14 protein-coding genes are annotated in these 15,274 nt (G+C 71.3%); 1 reads left to right on the top strand and 13 read right to left on the bottom strand.

Features of this window, described 5'->3' with window-relative positions; all coding sequences use genetic code 11:
• Positions 1–78: 78 nt before the first annotated feature.
• Entirely contained in the window at positions 79–753 is a 675-nt protein-coding gene (locus tag ACIBJB_RS14510; protein ID WP_398930236.1) for a phosphatase PAP2 family protein, read from the top strand.
• Between the two features lie 19 nt (positions 754–772).
• On the opposite strand, the gene ACIBJB_RS14515 is transcribed toward ACIBJB_RS14510, so the two are convergent.
• The 13 genes from ACIBJB_RS14515 to ACIBJB_RS14575 are packed head-to-tail and all read right to left on the bottom strand — an operon-like array spanning position 773 to position 15,231.
• Positions 773–2,098: a glutamate-1-semialdehyde 2,1-aminomutase gene (locus tag ACIBJB_RS14515; RefSeq protein WP_398930994.1), complete on the bottom strand. Its 1,326-nt coding sequence runs from the start codon at positions 2,096–2,098 to the stop codon at positions 773–775.
• A gap of 25 nt (positions 2,099–2,123) precedes the next feature.
• Positions 2,124–2,675, bottom strand: coding sequence for a dTDP-4-dehydrorhamnose 3,5-epimerase (rfbC, locus tag ACIBJB_RS14520; RefSeq protein WP_398930238.1), 552 nt, complete (start codon positions 2,673–2,675; stop codon positions 2,124–2,126).
• On the bottom strand, positions 2,672–3,904 hold the full coding sequence (locus ACIBJB_RS14525; RefSeq protein ID WP_398930240.1) for a polysaccharide pyruvyl transferase family protein: 1,233 nt from the start codon (positions 3,902–3,904) through the stop codon (positions 2,672–2,674). The genes rfbC and ACIBJB_RS14525 overlap by 4 nt, the downstream gene beginning before the upstream one ends.
• Complete coding sequence (locus tag ACIBJB_RS14530) at positions 3,901–4,848, bottom strand: glycosyltransferase family 2 protein (RefSeq protein ID WP_398930242.1); 948 nt, start codon at positions 4,846–4,848, stop codon at positions 3,901–3,903. The genes ACIBJB_RS14525 and ACIBJB_RS14530 overlap by 4 nt, the downstream gene beginning before the upstream one ends.
• On the bottom strand, positions 4,845–6,155 hold the full coding sequence (locus ACIBJB_RS14535) for a hypothetical protein (RefSeq protein ID WP_398930244.1): 1,311 nt from the start codon (positions 6,153–6,155) through the stop codon (positions 4,845–4,847). Before ACIBJB_RS14535 ends, ACIBJB_RS14530 begins: the two co-directional genes overlap by 4 nt.
• Positions 6,156–6,160: 5 nt before the next feature.
• On the bottom strand, positions 6,161–7,444 hold the full coding sequence (locus ACIBJB_RS14540) for a DUF4910 domain-containing protein (protein ID WP_398930246.1): 1,284 nt from the start codon (positions 7,442–7,444) through the stop codon (positions 6,161–6,163).
• Complete coding sequence (locus ACIBJB_RS14545; protein WP_398930248.1) at positions 7,432–8,457, bottom strand: NAD-dependent epimerase/dehydratase family protein; 1,026 nt, start codon at positions 8,455–8,457, stop codon at positions 7,432–7,434. The genes ACIBJB_RS14540 and ACIBJB_RS14545 overlap by 13 nt, the downstream gene beginning before the upstream one ends.
• 3 nt (positions 8,458–8,460) lie before the next feature.
• Complete coding sequence (locus tag ACIBJB_RS14550; protein ID WP_398930250.1) at positions 8,461–9,108, bottom strand: PIG-L deacetylase family protein; 648 nt, start codon at positions 9,106–9,108, stop codon at positions 8,461–8,463.
• Positions 9,105–9,899, bottom strand: a complete 795-nt coding sequence (locus ACIBJB_RS14555) for a sugar phosphate nucleotidyltransferase (RefSeq protein ID WP_398930252.1) — start codon at positions 9,897–9,899, stop codon at positions 9,105–9,107. The genes ACIBJB_RS14550 and ACIBJB_RS14555 overlap by 4 nt, the downstream gene beginning before the upstream one ends.
• Complete coding sequence (locus ACIBJB_RS14560; protein ID WP_398930254.1) at positions 9,896–11,164, bottom strand: class I SAM-dependent methyltransferase; 1,269 nt, start codon at positions 11,162–11,164, stop codon at positions 9,896–9,898. Before ACIBJB_RS14560 ends, ACIBJB_RS14555 begins: the two co-directional genes overlap by 4 nt.
• Positions 11,161–12,384, bottom strand: a complete 1,224-nt coding sequence (locus ACIBJB_RS14565) for a glycosyltransferase (protein WP_398930996.1) — start codon at positions 12,382–12,384, stop codon at positions 11,161–11,163. Before ACIBJB_RS14565 ends, ACIBJB_RS14560 begins: the two co-directional genes overlap by 4 nt.
• A gap of 2 nt (positions 12,385–12,386) precedes the next feature.
• A complete protein-coding gene (locus tag ACIBJB_RS14570) occupies positions 12,387–13,691 on the bottom strand; it encodes an O-antigen ligase domain-containing protein (protein WP_398930256.1) in 1,305 nt (434 codons plus the stop codon).
• A 1-nt stretch (position 13,692) separates the two neighbouring features.
• Positions 13,693–15,231 carry a right-handed parallel beta-helix repeat-containing protein gene (locus ACIBJB_RS14575; protein WP_398930258.1) on the bottom strand — a complete coding sequence of 513 codons (1,539 nt, stop codon included), beginning with the start codon at positions 15,229–15,231 and terminating at the stop codon, positions 13,693–13,695.
• Between the last annotated feature and the right edge of the window lie 43 nt (positions 15,232–15,274).

Raw genomic sequence — 15,274 nt, forward strand, 5'->3', positions numbered from 1 at the left:
CACGGGCGAGGACTGGCGGGGACCGCGTCGGCAGCGAGCGCGCGGTCACTCGCTCCGACGAGCCGGTCGGGTGGGCGTGTGAGCGGCCGGCCGGCGCCCGCCGTGTTGCCCCCGTCGCTGCGCGCGCGGCTCGGACTGATCGCGGCCCTCGCCGCGCTGGTGGTCGTCGTCATCGCGGTCATGTACGCCGGCCACAGCCAACCAGGCAGGGTGGACAGGTGGCTCATCAAGCCGACGGAGGACAGTGTGCGGCCGCCGTGGCGGTACGTCGCTCTGGCCCTGGACTCGCTGGGGGAACCCGCGGGATCGGCGATGGTGGTCGCGGCCGCCGTGACGGGCTGTCTGCTGCTTCGGCGTCCTCGCGCGGCCGTACTCATGGCTGCCGGCGCCGGATTCGCCGTGGGAACGGCGACGCTGCTCAAGCACCTGGTGGGACGCACCATCCACGGCGCCGACAACCTGTCCTACCCGAGCGGACACACCGCCTTCCTCACCGCGCTCGCCATCGTCGCCGCACTGCTCGCGACCGACCGGCTCCGCCTCGGCCGTACGGCAGGCACGTCACTCGTGCTCGCCGCGGCGCTGGTCGCCGGCGCCGCGATGGGATGGGCGGAGGTCGCCCTGGGCGCGCACTACCCGACCGACGCCCTCGGCGGCTGGTGCACCGCGCTGGCGGTGGTACCGGCGACCGCCTGGCTGACCGACCGGATCGCCGACCGGTTGGCCGACGCCCGCCGGCAGAAGCGCCGCTGACGTCACGTCACATCACGTGTCACGCCAAGCGGCGGAACACGGGCTTCACCGGTCGCCCGGCCAGCCAGGGGGTGGGGTCGGCGGCGTCCAGCGCCTTCCGGTACACCGCGCATGCCTCCGCCACCACCTCGACGGTGCGGTCGATGTCGTCGTCGCTGAGCGCGCTGCTCACCACGAACGACGGAGCCAGCACGCCGCCCGCGAGGAGTCGGCGCAGGAACAGCGTGCGGTACTCCTGCGAAGGCCGCAGGTTCTCGTCGAGGGTGGCGAAGACCAGGTTGCTGGCCCGGCCCCGGACGACGACGTGATCGCCGACGCCCATGCCGGCCGCCGCGTCACGGACACCGGCGGCCAACCGCTCGCCGAGGGCGTGCAACCGCGCGGTGACGCCCTCCTCGACGTACGTGGCCTGCACGGCCATCGCGGCTGCCAGGGAGTGCGTCTCCGCACCGTGCGTGGTGGACAGCAGGAACACCCGGTCGCGAGAGTGACGCAGCCCGCCCTGCTCTATCAGATCGCGCCGCCCGGCCAGCGCCGAGACGGCGAACCCGTTGCCCAGCGCCTTGCCGAAGGTGGAAAGGTCGGGGACCACCCCGTACAGGCCCTGGGCGCCCGCCTCGGACCAGCGGAAGCCGGTGATCATCTCGTCGAAGATCAGTACGCAGCCGTGCCGGTCGGCCAGCTCGCGCAGGCCGGCGAGGTATCCGGGCGGCGGCTCGCTGTGGCCGGCGGGTTCGAGGATCAGGCAGGCGACCTCGTCCTGATACCGGGTCAGCAGCTCCTCCGTGGCGGCCAGGTCCCCGTAGGGGAACGCCACGGTGAGCTCGGTGACCGCCGCCGGAATGCCGGCGGACATCGGCGTGGTGCCGATGAACCAGTCGTCGACGGAGAAGAACGGATGGTCGCCGCAGATGGCCACCCGTGGGCGCCCGGTGGCGGCGCGGGCGAGGCGCACCGCGGCGGTGGTGGCGTCGGAGCCGTTCTTCGCGAACTTCACCATGTCGGCGGTCGGTACCGTGGCCAGGAAGCGTTCCGCGGCATCGACCTCCACGATGGAGGGGCGGACGAAGTTGCTGCCGCGGTCGAGTTCCCGCCGCACCGCCTCGATCACGCGCGGGTGGGCGTGGCCCAGGCTGACCGACCGCAGGCCGGACCCGTACTCGATGTAGCGGTTGTCGTCGATGTCCCACACGTGGGCACCGCGGCCGTGGCTGATGACCGGGGCCAGGTTCTCGGGGTACTGGTCGTCGCCCTTGGCGTAGGTGTGCGCTCCGCCGGGGATCAGGGCGTGCAGCCGTTCGTTCGCCATCCGCGAGCGGGGCAATTGTAAGTCGTCGGTTTCCACACAGTCTTCGGTGCCCACGTCGACGTCAACTCTCTTTCTTGGTCAGGACCTCGGCGAGGCTGGGCGCCTCCCGGTCCCGCTTGGACACGGAGGTGGCCGGCAGCGGCCACGGAATGGCGAGCTCCGGATCGTCGAAGGCGATCGTCACGTCCTCGGCCGGATCGTGCGGACGGTCGATACGGTACGAGGTGTCGGCGGTTTCGGTAAGCGCCTGGAAGCCGTGCGCGCATCCAGCCGGGATGTACAGGGTCACCTGCGTCTCGCCGGACAGCTCGAAGAAGGCCCGGCCCAGGTACGTGGGCGACTCCGGCCGCAGGTCCACGACGACGTCGAAGATCCTCCCGTACGAGCACCGCACCAGCTTGGCCTCGCCGGCGCCGGAGCGCAGGTGCAGGCCGCGCAGCACGCCCCGGACCGAGCGGGACAGGCTGTCCTGGACGAAGGCGTGCGGATCGAGGCCCACCGAGCGGACCACGTCGGCGTCGAAGGTGCGGCAGAAGAAGCCGCGTTCGTCGGCGTACGGCGTCGGCTCGAAGAGGTACGCGCCGGCGATCTCCGGGACTTCGGTCACCTTCATGAGGGCTCCCTCGTGGTGCGGGTGCGACCGGTCGGCGGGAAGAGGGCCGCGGTCAAGGCGGTGAACTGGTCCTCGACCCGCCGGGCGGCGTCCCGGTTCCGCTCGGGGAGGGTCCGTCGCAGCTCCGCCGATCGCTGCTCAAGTTCCCGGAACTGCTCGAGCAGCCGGTCGGCGTCGACCTCGCGAGCGGAATGGCAGTACGCGCCCAGTCCCATCAGGGCCATGAGATCGTCGCTCTTCTCCGAATAGCTGACGGCGAGTGTCGGCGTGCCGACCTTCAGCGCGCAGACCAGGTTGTGGTACCGGGCCGCCACCACGGTGTCGGCGGCCGCCGCCTCCTTCATCAGGTCGGCGACCGAGGCCGCCTCGGCGGCGGTGACCAGCGGCGAGTCCACCGCGTCGAGGATCGCGGTGGCCACCGGCCGGTCGAGCTCGTCCCCGGTGAGCAGCCGGACCGGCCTGCCGTCCTCGACCAGGGCGCGGACGAAGCGGATCGTCCCGTCGAGGTAGCGCCGGTGGATCTCCTCGGCCAGGGTGCGCTCGTCGTTGCTGCCGTGCCAGGCCATGACGCCGACGCAGACCGGGCCCGGCGGCCCCGAGGGCGTGCTCGCCCGCGGCGCGGGCAGCGAAAAGGCGAGGTCCGGATAGACCTCGTCGCGCGCGGTGGCCACGCCCATCGCCTTCATCGCGTCGCGGGAGTAGGCGCCCCGGAACGACCGGTACGCGGCCAGCCGCGCCGACCAGCGCACCAGGGTCCGGGTCGCGCGGTGGCCGATCTCGGAGGCGCCGACGCTGACCAGCGCGACCCGCGTGCGCAGCAGCCGGCCGCTCGTGCAGAGCAGGAACAGCGAGTACGGGAAGCCCCATGGCCTCAGCGGCAGCGTGGTCTCCAGGACGCCCGTGCCCGGCACGATCACCACGTCGTGCCGGCGCACCCAGGCGGCGGTGCGGAGGGCGTCGACGAGCTTGCCCAGACCCTTCGTCGCGATGGCGGCGACACTCGAGGCGGTCCGGTACTCACCACGGTTCCAGTTCATCCGCGCCGCGGGGATCCCGTACCGGGCCGTGATGACCTCGGGCCCGCCGCACAGCGCGTCCACGACCGCTTCCGGGTGCGCGGTGCGCAGGTATCCGAGGATGGCCTCGAGTGACGCGTCATTGCCGGAGTTGCCGGCACCGAAGAGGCCGAACAGGCCGACACGTACCGGGGTTTTTCGCGTGGCGGTCATGCCTGCCTTCCCTCGCGGCCGGCGACGAGAGCGTCGACGGAGATCGTGAGCCCGCCCGGGTCGACCGAGGTCCGGTCCTCGACCCGCTCGCCGGCACCCGGCCGGGTCCGGCTGGCCATCCACGCGGCCAGATGGCGATAGCACGCACGCCGGTCGGCCGGGGACAACGGGGCCCGCCGGATCGCCGCGCCGAAGCCCCACAGGTACTCGGCGAGCAGCCGGGGCGTCGGGTGCAGCGGGCCCGCGCGGCGCGGATCCAGGTTGACGCACCGGGAGCGCTTGGAGGGGTTCGCCCGCTCGGCGCGGGTGGGGTGGTCCCGCCGGAAGTACATCAGTTCCGGCACCTGGTGGAAGGGCCCGTGCAGGGTGATCTCGGCAACGAACGTGCGGTCCGCGTGGTGGTAGCTGTCGAGCGGCTTCACCCGGCGCAGCATGTCGGCGCGCATCACCCCGTAGAAGTCGTCGCCGCCCGGCTCCATCAGCAGACTGCGGAAGCGCTCCGGCGGGTGCGGCGAGTCGGTGGCGAGCTGGTACTCGTACGGAACCTTGATCTGGCCGTCGCCGTCGATGACCGCCTGCTCGGCGTGCGCGAGGATCACGTCCGGCCGCTCGTCCAGCGCCTCCACACAGCGCCGCAGCAGGTCCCGGGCGTAAAGGTCGTCGTGCGAGGCCCACTTGAACAGTTCGCCGTGGCATTCGGTGAACACATAGTTGTGGTTCGGCGATGCACCGATGTTCCGGGGAAGCCGTATGTACCGGATGCGTGTGTCCCGCGCGGCGTACTCCTGGCAGATGGCCTGGGTCCCGTCGGTCGAGGCGTTGTCGGAGATGACCAGCTCGAAGTCCTCGTAGGTCTGGCCGAGCAAGGCGTCGAGCGACTCGGCGAGGTACTGCTCGCCGTTGTACACGGGCAGCCCGATGCTCAATCGGGGATGGGCGGTCATGGCATCCTCACTTCGCTGATGGTGTTCTGGTGGTGCTCGCGCAGGGCGGCCCGCAACTGCAGCCACCACAACGCCGAGGCGGCGACATTCGCGGCGGCGACGCCCCAGGCCGAGCCGACGGTGCCGGCCAGGGCCGCCCCGCCGAGCCCGCCGCCGGCGTAACCCACGGAGGCGAACAGCTGGCAGCGCAGGCTGCGGCGAGCCGCCGCGAGCGCGCGCAGCCCGGCCGCTGCGCCGACTCCGACGCCGGCGCCCGCGACGCCGACCGTGACCGGCATGATGAGCTGGGAGGCGGAGGGCCAGACTTCGCCGAGCACGTGCTCGCCGGCCCGGTCCGGCACCAGGAGCAGTGCGGCGCCCCAGAGCAGCGCGGCGCCGGCCAGCCCGCCGGCGAGCAGGAGGCAGAATCTGCCCAGCCGGTGCGGGGCCTCTCGCAGCACCCGTGCCGCCTCCGGGACGGTGACCAGCGAAAGACCCATCAGCACGGCGAGGAAGGGGCCGAGCAGGAGTTCGGCGCCGCGGACCGCACCCACCGCGCTGACCCCGGCGATCGCGCCGAGCCCGTACGCACGCAGCTGGCTCGCCCCGCTGAGGCTGACGTTCTCGGCCAGATACCGGTAGCCGAGGTCGCGCTGCTCGCGCAGCCACGCGCGCGCCCGGGCCGGCCGGGGCAGGATGCCGCACTGGATGCAGCCATACCCCGCGGCCACCGCGGCGGTTCCGCCCCAGGCGAGCACGAAGCCTTCCACGCTGCCCACGCGTGCCGCCACCACCAGGGCCGGGATGAGGGCGATGCCCCACACGACGTCGTTGACGAACGCCTTCCGCCCGGCCCCCGCGGCGAAGAACGCGAACCGCCAGGTGTCCTGCAGCAGCAGCCCCGGCAGAACCACGCCGAGGCCGGCGAACGCGGCTCCCACCTGGCCGCCGAGACCCAGTCCGACCACCAGGCTCACCACGCCGATGACACCGCCCACGCCGAGCGCGGTACCCGACGCCCGGGCCGCCGCCGCGCGCCAGGACGCGTCCGACACACCGCTGAAGCGCACCACCAGTGGATCGGAGGCCAGCCCGCGGGAGACGTTGAGCACCACGCCGTAGGTCACCCAGGCCAGGGTGAACACGCCGAACGCCTCCAGCCCCAGCGAACGTGCCACGTACATTCCCACCAGGAAGTTGGACGCGCTGGAGGCCGCCTGGTCGGCCAGCCCCCAGGACAGTCGGCCGGCCAGGGCCCGCCTGCCGTTCGGCCGGGCGTGCCGGCGCCGGGCCGCTCCTGCCGTCGTCTTCTCTCCCTCGATGGTCATCGGCGTCATGCCTTGATCAGCCCGGCGCCCTGCAGGGCGTCGGCAGCGGCGGCCACGGTGTCGAACGGCAGCCCGGACCGCTCGGCGACGTCCAGCAGACTGTGCTCGCCGTCGGACAGGTTGAGCACCCAGAGCATGGCCATCTGGGCCTGCTTGGTGTCGCTGCGGCCACCGAGCGCGTCGTACAGACCGCGCCGGCCCAGCTGTGGTTCGCCGTAGGGGCTGAGGTTGAGGTACCGCCGGTTGCGGTCGAGGACGGCGGACGCCTCGCGGCAGACGGCAAGGGTGTCCGCCATCGCCTCCGGGGAGACGAAGTCCAGGTTGTCCGCGGAGGTGTGGTACTCGGGGTAGCCGGCGTACGGGGTCCGGGTGAGCGAGCCCACGCCGAGGTTGAACCCGGGCGAGCAGTACTGCCGCTCGTCGTAGCCGTACGGAGTGAACTCGGTGATGTGGTGCGGGCGTTCGGAGGCGGCCAGCACATGCCGCATCACCCGGTCGATCTCCGCGTCGCCGCGCCTGCTCTGTTTGTACGTCAGCCCGCCCGGGTCTCCGGCGCAGGCCAGCACCAGGCCGTGCTTGACGCGTTCCACCCGTTCCGCGTTGCGGGCGAGCCAGGTGATCGCGCCGATGGTGCCGGGCGCGAAGATGAACCGGTAGGTGTAGTACGGCGTTTGCTCCGCCAGCTCCCGGGCCAGGAACGTCGCCACCGCGACGCCGGCCATGTTGTCGTTGGCCAGCGACGGGTGGCAGACGTGGCAGGAGACGATCACCTCGTCGGCGACCTGCCCGGGGACGACATGCTCGGCGTAGGTGAGGTGGCCGTCGGCGAGGGTGGAGTCGATGCGCACCTCGTACTCGCCGTCCGGCATGGCGTCCAGGGTGTCCTGGGCCAGGCAGAACCCCCAGTCCGGCTTGTAGTAGCTGGTGCGGTACGGCACCCAGGCCGGGCGGTCCGGCAGGGTGTGCAGGTGTGCGCGCAGTTCGGCCAGCGGCATGGTCGCCGACACCGGCACGCTGTAGCCGAGCACGTGCAGGCTGGACGCGGCGAAGTCGACGACCCGGTTGCCCGAGGCGTCGGCGACGTACGCGTCCCGGATGTTCCACTCCTGCGGCACCGTCCAGTCGAGCACCTGCGTCCCGGTCGGCACCTCGTGCACCTGCAGCGGGATGTACTCGCCGACGATGTCCAGGGTGGCGCGCACGCCGTCGCCGGTGATGCTCCGGCAGAGCGGGTACAGCCGCTCCACCAGCGCGTACATCTCCTCGCCGATCTGGGTCACGGGCGCCACCGCAGGGTGTCGTCGACGGTGCCGGCCTCGGACGCCGCGCGCAGCACGGCGAGCCGGGTGAAGCGCTGGTCGAAGTCCTCCTTGGTCAGCCCGAACTTCTGGTAGGCGTCGGCGAGTTCGAGTGCGCCGCGCTTGACCGTCCACTCGATGTCGAAGCCGGGGATCGCGGCGCGGAACCGGGAGAAGTCCACCCGGTAGGAGCGCGGGTCGGCGCCGTTCTCCCCGGTGATCCTCACCTTGGAGCCGGGCACCGCCTCGGCGACCTGCTCGGCGATCTCGGCGACCGTGACGTTGTTGGTCTCGCTGCCGATGTTGAACGCCCGGTCGTGCACCGCTTCACGCGGCGCGGTCAGCGCGGCCGTGAAGGCCCGTGCGATGTCCGCTGCGTGCACCAGTGGGCGCCACGGGGTGCCGTCGGAGAGCACCAGGACCTCGCCGGACAGGAGCGCGTGGCCCACCAGGTTGTTCAGCACGATGTCGGCGCGCAGCCGGGGCGAGTAGCCGAAAGCGGTGGCGTTGCGCATGAACACCGGGGTGAAGTCGCCGTCGGCCAGCGCGTGCAGGTCGTCCTCGACCCGCACCTTCGACTCCGCGTACGGGGTCACCGGGCGCAGCGGGGCGTCCTCGCCCACCAGGTCGTCTCCGCCTGCGGCGCCGTACACCGAGCAGGTCGACGCGTACAGGAAGCGCCGCACTCCGGCGTCGCGGGCCAGCCGGGCCAGGCGTACGGACGCGTGGTGGTTGATGTCGTAGGTGAGTTCCGGCGCCAGCGATCCCAGAGGGTCGTTGGACAGCGCGGCCAGGTGGATCACGGCGTCCACCCCGGCCACGTGCTCGGCCGTGACGTCGCGCAGGTCCACCCGGTGCCCGGGCGGGTCCGCGGGCGGCTCGCCCAGCACGCTGTCGGCGAACAGGCCGGCGTCGAGGCCGACGACCTCGTGTCCGGCGGCGATGAGAACGGGGGCCATGACGGTGCCCAGGTAGCCCTGGTGTCCGGTCAGTAGTACGCGCAAGGTTCAGTCCCCCAGGTTGAGCGTGAGCTTGGTGACGGCGAACGCCTCGGCGTATCGCTCGTGGCATTCGATGCCGCGGATCCGGGCCAGGCCGAGAAAGGCTTCCCGGTCGTACCAGGGCTTGTGGCGCTGCGAGGGGTAGTGCTCCTGCAGCAGCCGTACCTTCTGTTCGGCGATCTCCGGCGCCAGCGGCTGGTACGCCGCCATACGGCCGAGATCGCCGTCCCACTTGGCGATCTCGTAGCCGAGCACGAGGTGGTCGCGGAACGCGGTGGGTACCAGCTGCGCCAGACCGCGGTGATCCTGGTGCGCGTCGTCGGTGCGCGGGGCGAGGACCAGATCCGGCTCGGTCCGCCCGCGCAGGTCCTCGACCGCGGCCTTGGCCTCTTCCCAGTGCACGGGCATCCGGCCGTCCGGCAGCTTGAGCACGGTCAGCCGCAGGTCGGCGCCCGGGCAGAAGGCGGCGAGCGCGGCCTGTTCCTCCTGCTCCCGCTCGCTGCCACCGCCGGAGAGCACCAGCGCGTCGACGCGGGTACCGGGGTGCGCGAGGCACATCGTCAGCAGTGTGCCGCCGGCGCCGATGGCGATGTCGTCGCAGTGCGCGGCCACCGCGACGATCCGGTCGAGGCGCCCGGCCCCGAGCCGGATCACGCTCTCACCCCGGCGCTGTCCTGCTCCCACACGGCCCACGGGCGGTCGCCCCGGGTGTAGGCGTCGTCGAGCGCGGCCCGCTCCTTCACGGTGTCGGTCGGCTTCCAGAAGCCGCGGTGCTGGTACGCCACCAGCCGCCCGCGCTTGGCGAGTTGGCCGCATCCGTCGGCGACCAGGTCACCGTTCTCCGGTATGTGGTCGAAGACCTCCTGGCGGAGCACGAAGTAGCCGCCGTTCTCCCACAGCGGCAGATCGCTCACCGCGGTAATGCCCCCCACCAGTCCGTTCTCGCCCAGTTCCACGCAGTGGAACGACGACTGGGGCGGTACCACCGTCATCGACGCACCCGCGTCGCGCTGAGCGAACTTCTCGATCATCTCCGGCAGCGGGGCGTCGGTGAGCACGTCGGCGTAGTTGGCGAGGAACATCTCGTCGCCGTCCAGATGGTGCCGCACCCGGCGCAGCCGCTCCCCGATCGGCGACTCGATGCCGGTCTGCGCGAACGTGATCGTCCAGTCCGAGATGTCGGTGGACAGCAGCTCGGTCTCCCCCTTGCGGAGCACGAAGTCGTTGGAGGTCGTCTCCTCGTAGTTGAGGAAGAAGTCCTTGATGTGGTGCGCCCCGTAGCCGAGGCACAGGATGAACTCCTTGTGCCCGAAGTGCGCGTAGTAGCGCATGACGTGCCAGATCAGGGGGCGCGGGCCGACCATCGCCATCGGCTTGGGCACGTCGTCGGAGGTGCCGTTGCGCATCCGCATCCCGTAACCGCCGCAGAACAGAACGACCTTCATGCTGAGACCTCTTTCAAGGCGACGTCGACGATGCTCAGTTCCGGGATGGGAAAGACCAGCCGGCCGCCCCAGTCGTGCACGAAGGACAGCTGCTCGACCAGCTCGGCCCGCAGGTTCCACGGGAGGACGAGGACGTAGTCCGGTTTGTCGACGGCTATCTGCTCGGGCGGCAGGATCGGGATGCGGGTGCCCGGGGTGAACCTGCCGTGCTTGTAGGGGTTGCGGTCGACCGTGTACGCGAGCAGGTCGGGCCGGATGCCGCAGTGGTTGAGCAGGGTGTTTCCCTTGCCCGGGGCGCCGTAGCCGACGACCGTCTCGCCGCGCTCGGCCGCCTCGATGAGGAACTTGAGGAGGTCCCGGCGCACCTTGGCCACCCGGTCGGAGAACTCGGTGTAGCCGGACAGCTCCTGCAGCCCGGCGGCCTTCTCGCGGGCCAGCACGTCGGCCACCCGCTCGGTCGGCTCACCGGCCACCTCGGCCGGCCGGGCCCACAGCCGGATGGAGCCGCCGTGCGTGGGCAGCAACTCCACGTCCACGAGCGCGAGTCCGCCGCTCGCGAGGGCTCGGATCGCGGACGCGACCGTGTAGTACTGGAAGTGCTCGTGGTAGATCGTGTCGTACTGGTTCTCCTCGATCAGGGTCAGCAGGTGCTGCACCTCGATGGAGACCCAGCCGTCGTCGGCGACCAGGGCGCGCAGGCCCTGGGTGAACCCGACCACGTCGGGGATGTGCGCGTACACGTTGTTGGCCACGACCAGGTTCGCCGGGCCGTGCTCCTTGCGGACGGCCGCACCGGTGTCCGGACTCAGGAACTCCGTGAGGGTGGGCACACCCGCGTCCCGCGCCGCGGCGCCGACGTTCACCGACGGCTCGATGCCCAGGCAGCGGATCCCCCGGTCCACCACGTGCTTCAGCAAGTACCCGTCGTTGCTCGCGACCTCGACAACGAAGGCCTCGGAGCCGTCGGAGCCATCGGAGCCGAGACCCACCCGCTGCACGGCGTCGGCGACGAACGTGCGGGCGTGCTCCACCCAGGAGGTCGAGTACGAGGAGAAGTACGCGTACTCCTTGAACGTCTCCTCCGGTGTGATCAGCGGCGGGATCTGCGCCAGCCAGCAGTCCGTGCAGACCCGCAGGTGCAGCGGGTACGCCGGTTCCGGCAGGTCCAGTTGGTCCGCGGCGAGAAAGCTCTCGCACGGCGGTGTCGCCCCCAGATCGACGACACTCGCCAGCGTCGTCGAGCCGCAGAGTCGGCATCGTGTCATTTACTGCCCCCCATTGTTCCGTCCCCCATTGATTCCGTCCGACCCGCGATCGCGGTGCGGTACCCCTCCACCAGGCGCTCCAGGCCGACGGCCGGGCTGAAGCCCTGCTCGTAACGGCGCCGGGCCGCGTGGCCCATCTCCCGGTTGCGGTCCGTTTCGGCCGCGATCCGGCGTATGCAGGAGGCGAGCGAGGCCGGCTCGCCCGGCTGGTGCAGCAGCCCGGTCACGCCGTCGTCGACGAGTTCGACGAAGGCGCCGTGGCCGGCGGCGACGGTCGGCACCCCTGCCGCCATCGCCTCGACCGCCACCAGGCCGAACGCCTCCAGCCATGTCGAGGGAGCCACCACGGCGACGGAGCGGGCGATGGCCTTCCGGCACTCCGCCGTGTCCAGCAGGCCGGCGTACCGTACGTCGTCCCGGCCCGCCGCCCAGGCGGTCACCTCTCGCTCCAGCGGCCCCGTGCCGGCGATCACGAGCGGCACGCCCACACCGCCGCCGGCCGCGATCTCGTCCCACGCGGTCATGAGCAGCCGCACGCCCTTGGCCTCCGCGAGCCGGCCGAGATAGAGCACGTGCTCGCCGTCACCCTCGCGGCGAGTGCCCGGTTCGGGCACGAAGTTGTGCTTCACCGCCAGCCGCTCGGCCGGCATGCCGGACCGCACCAGGACGTCGCGCTGCGCGGCGGAGATGCAGAAGAACCGCTCCACGCCGGACCACCACCGCCTCCGGTTGGCCGACAGGCTGACCGCGAGCGGCACGGTCGCCAGGCGGGAGTTGCGGTAGCAGCCGTGCCGGACGGCGGGCAGCGGCGAGGAGCCGACGCACTCGGTGCACGGCCGGCCGTCCCGCTGCAGCGTGCCGGGCGGGCAGACCTGGGTGTAGTTGTGCAGCGTGGCCACGGCGGGCACCCCGGCGTCGGCGCAGGCGGCAAGCACCGCGGGCGACAGCAGCGGGAAGACGTTGTGGATGTGGACCACGTCCGGCCGGTCGGAACGAAGCCGGGCGGTGAGCTCCTTGCGGACCCCCGGGTTCCACGGCACGAGGAGCGGCACCGCGACCTTGCCGAGCAGGGACCGGGCGGCGATGTCGTCGCTGCGCCGCTCGAACACCTCGACCCGGTGGCCGGCCGCGCGCAGCAGCTCCACCTCCTGGTCGACGACCTTGTTCTCTCCGCTCGGCTGCGCCGAGGCGTAACGGTTGTGCACCACGAGGACGTGCATGCTCACGTCGCCTCCGATCTCTGGGCCCAGCGCGGGACGCGTCGTCGACGGACTTCGGGCATCGAGAGCGGAGCGGGCTCGGCCGGTGCCGCGAGGAGCGAGGCGGCCAGAGCCAGGTGCAGCAGATACGGTGAGGCGTCGCCCAGGCCGACCTCGGTGTACGACGCGATCCCGCAGTAGCTGATGAGGAAGATCGCGCAGGCCCTCTGCAGCGACGGTGGCCGCAGCAGCGCGACGCCGCCCAGCACGACGATGATCGCCGCGACCAGAGTGACGCCGATCAGACCCTGCTCGTTGTAGACGGCCAGCCAGCTGTTGTCGATCGGCAGCCCGCCGAACGACTTGTCCCCCAGACCCACGCCGAAGGCCTGTTCCGACATCGACCGGTGCTCGCCCAGCAGAGCGTCCCAGACCTTGGCCCGGCCGGTGAGGCTGGAGAAGTTCTCCTGGCTCTGCCCGCGCAGGAACCACGCCTGCAGCGCGGAGGCGAACCCGACCGCGGCCACCGTGGCGCACAGCACCGCCCAGGTGAAGAACCGGCGGGCGGCGGCGCTGGTCAGGATGAGCGAGCCGATCGCCAGCACGAGCCCCACGAGCATGCCGAGCGTGGCCGTCCGGGTATGGGTCAACGCGAGCACGCCGAGCGACGGCACGATGACGATCGCCGCGCTTCTCCCGTCGGTCCGGCGGCCCAGCAGGAGCAGCACGGTGAGCCCGATGACCACCGCGGCGTACTGTCCGATCTGCGGCGGGGTGAGCGGCCACAACGCGCCGACGAGGCGTCCCTCGTATTCGCCGGGCAAAGCCGCGCCCGGTGAGACGACCAGGCCGGCGGCCACCGTTCCGAGAACCGCGAAGTACACCCGGATGTGGGGCCGGACGAACGTCAGGCCCCCGTCCCACCAGCGGCTGAGCAGCCACAGCGTGCCGACGAAGAGAGCCAGCCGGAAGCAGCGGAACAGCGCGCCGAACCCGGACTCCAGGTGCGCGCTGGAGATCACGCTCGCCACCAGGAGCAGGGTGAGCAGGAGCACGTAGGCGCTGGGTCGGATGCGCAGCCGGGCATTGACCAGGAGCGCCAGCGTGAACGCGGCGACCAGTGCGCCCATGGTGACCAACTGGATGAGGGAACGGGGCAGCGGGATGATGGTCTTCGCCCCGGTGGAGCCGAGCGTGTTGAGGATCAGCAGTCCCCAGACCGTCCCGACGATCTTCGGTGGGCCGGCCGGGCGCGGTTCGGCGCCGGGTCGCGTGCCCGCCGGGTCCGTTGTGCCCGGCAGGCTGCCGCGGTGCAGGTCTCCGCTCATCTCAACCACCTGCCTTTGCGCGGAAGGTGCTGCCCGTGTCCTGCTGGTACGGCGTGCCCTGCCACTCCTGGAAGGTGAGCACCCGGCTCGGGTCGTGGGCGACGAACTTCCACGGTCCGAGGTAGACGTTGTCGTGCCAGCGGTTGTGCTGCTTGCGGGTGATCGCGTCGGCCACCTTCTCGCCCTTGTACGGCGACCAGTCGGGATACGTGCCGTAGTTGGAGAGGACCGCCATGCGGTCGCACTTGTCCGTGCACTTGACGACGGACATGTCCAGCACGAAGCGGTTGTCGTGGATGTCCACCCGCTGGGTCTTCCACCGGCAGTCGTCGTACAGCGGTGGCTTGGCGATGGCCGGCTTCGCGCAGCGGTCGGTGTTCTTCACCAGCGGGGTGCAGTCACCGGACGAGGTGTTGGCCGGGCTGTTGCAGAACCGGTCGGCGTTCTCCCACAGGGTGATCCCCGACCAGTTGTCCTCCAGCACGTTCCGATAGATCTCGATCTTGTCGGTGCGGGCCTTGATCCGTGGTTCGCCACCGGACTCGGACAGGTAGACGGTCGCGAACGGGAAGTTGTCTCCGCCCTCGGCCGCGGCGCGGCCCTCGACCCAGTTGTTCCGCCGGATCGTGTTGTTCCGGATGACCGCGTTGTAGCTGATCTCGTAGATCAGCGCGGCGCCGTCGTTGGCCTCGATGACGTTGTTCTCGATGCGGAAGTCGTTGTTGTTGGTGTCCGCCCACAACCCGGTGCCCCGGTTGTCGTGCACCCAGTTGCCGCGCACGTCGGCACCGTCGACGGCCCAGAACTTGATGCCTCCGGTGCAGCCGCAGCCCTTGCGCCGCCGCTCCCAGTCGCCGGTGTTGTTGCCCACGATCTCGTTGCCCTCGACCACCAGACCGGTGATACGGCCGCTGCCCTTGTAGGCGTTCATGCCGTACTGGCCGTTGGCGCGCAGGCAGTTGGCGCGGACCTGCTGGCGGGCTCCGGCCATCAGCCCGGCGCCGGAGTTGTTCTGGATCGTCGCGTGCTCGATCACCCACCCGTCGGCCGAGTCGTGATTGACCACGCCCTCGTCCAACGGCGCCACGAAACGCTCCACGGTCAGGTAGCCGATGGTGACATCGCGGGCGGTACCGCTGAACGCGTACTGGTTCTTCTTCGCGCCGTCGAGCACCGCACCGGGCGCACCGAGGTAGCGGTTCCCCTCCTTGGGGACGACCTGGGCGAAGCGGTCCGGGTCGAGCCTGTGCTTGCCCGGTCGAAGCCAGAACGTGGTGTGCGGGGGGTTGCTGAGGGTCTTCGCCGCCAGGTCACCGACCACCGCGGGGTCGACCGTCACCGCGCCCGCCGGCGCCTTCGCCGGCCCGGCCGCGGGCTCGGCGCACACCCGGGCCACGGCTCGGCCGCCGGACGTGGACGGCGCGGCGCTCGGCTCCGCGCCCCGGGCGCCCGGGGCGCCTGAGGTGCTGTCACAGCCGGTCGCCAGCAGGGCAAGCGCCAGGGGTGCCGCCCACGCCCAGTGCCGCATCGTGATCCCCACGCGCTCCCCTTGTAGGTGTGGTGAAGGTCCCGCACAGCACCCA

It is taken from the genome of Streptomyces sp. NPDC050759 (assembly GCF_044456945.1).
In the GTDB taxonomy this organism is placed as follows: Bacteria; Actinomycetota; Actinomycetes; order Streptomycetales; family Streptomycetaceae; genus Streptomyces.

Coding starts and splice junctions, on each gene's coding strand:
- ACIBJB_RS14525 (WP_398930240.1), bottom strand. CDS start 3,904: ATGACCGCCACGCGAAAAACCCCGGTACGTGTCGGCCTGTTCGGCCTC.
- ACIBJB_RS14555 (WP_398930252.1), bottom strand. CDS start 9,899: ATGAAGGTCGTTCTGTTCTGCGGCGGTTACGGGATGCGGATGCGCAAC.
- ACIBJB_RS14570 (WP_398930256.1), bottom strand. CDS start 13,691: ATGAGCGGAGACCTGCACCGCGGCAGCCTGCCGGGCACAACGGACCCG.
- ACIBJB_RS14530 (WP_398930242.1), bottom strand. CDS start 4,848: ATGACCGCCCATCCCCGATTGAGCATCGGGCTGCCCGTGTACAACGGC.
- rfbC (WP_398930238.1), bottom strand. CDS start 2,675: ATGAAGGTGACCGAAGTCCCGGAGATCGCCGGCGCGTACCTCTTCGAG.
- ACIBJB_RS14535 (WP_398930244.1), bottom strand. CDS start 6,155: ATGACCATCGAGGGAGAGAAGACGACGGCAGGAGCGGCCCGGCGCCGG.
- ACIBJB_RS14565 (WP_398930996.1), bottom strand. CDS start 12,384: ATGCACGTCCTCGTGGTGCACAACCGTTACGCCTCGGCGCAGCCGAGC.
- ACIBJB_RS14560 (WP_398930254.1), bottom strand. CDS start 11,164: ATGACACGATGCCGACTCTGCGGCTCGACGACGCTGGCGAGTGTCGTC.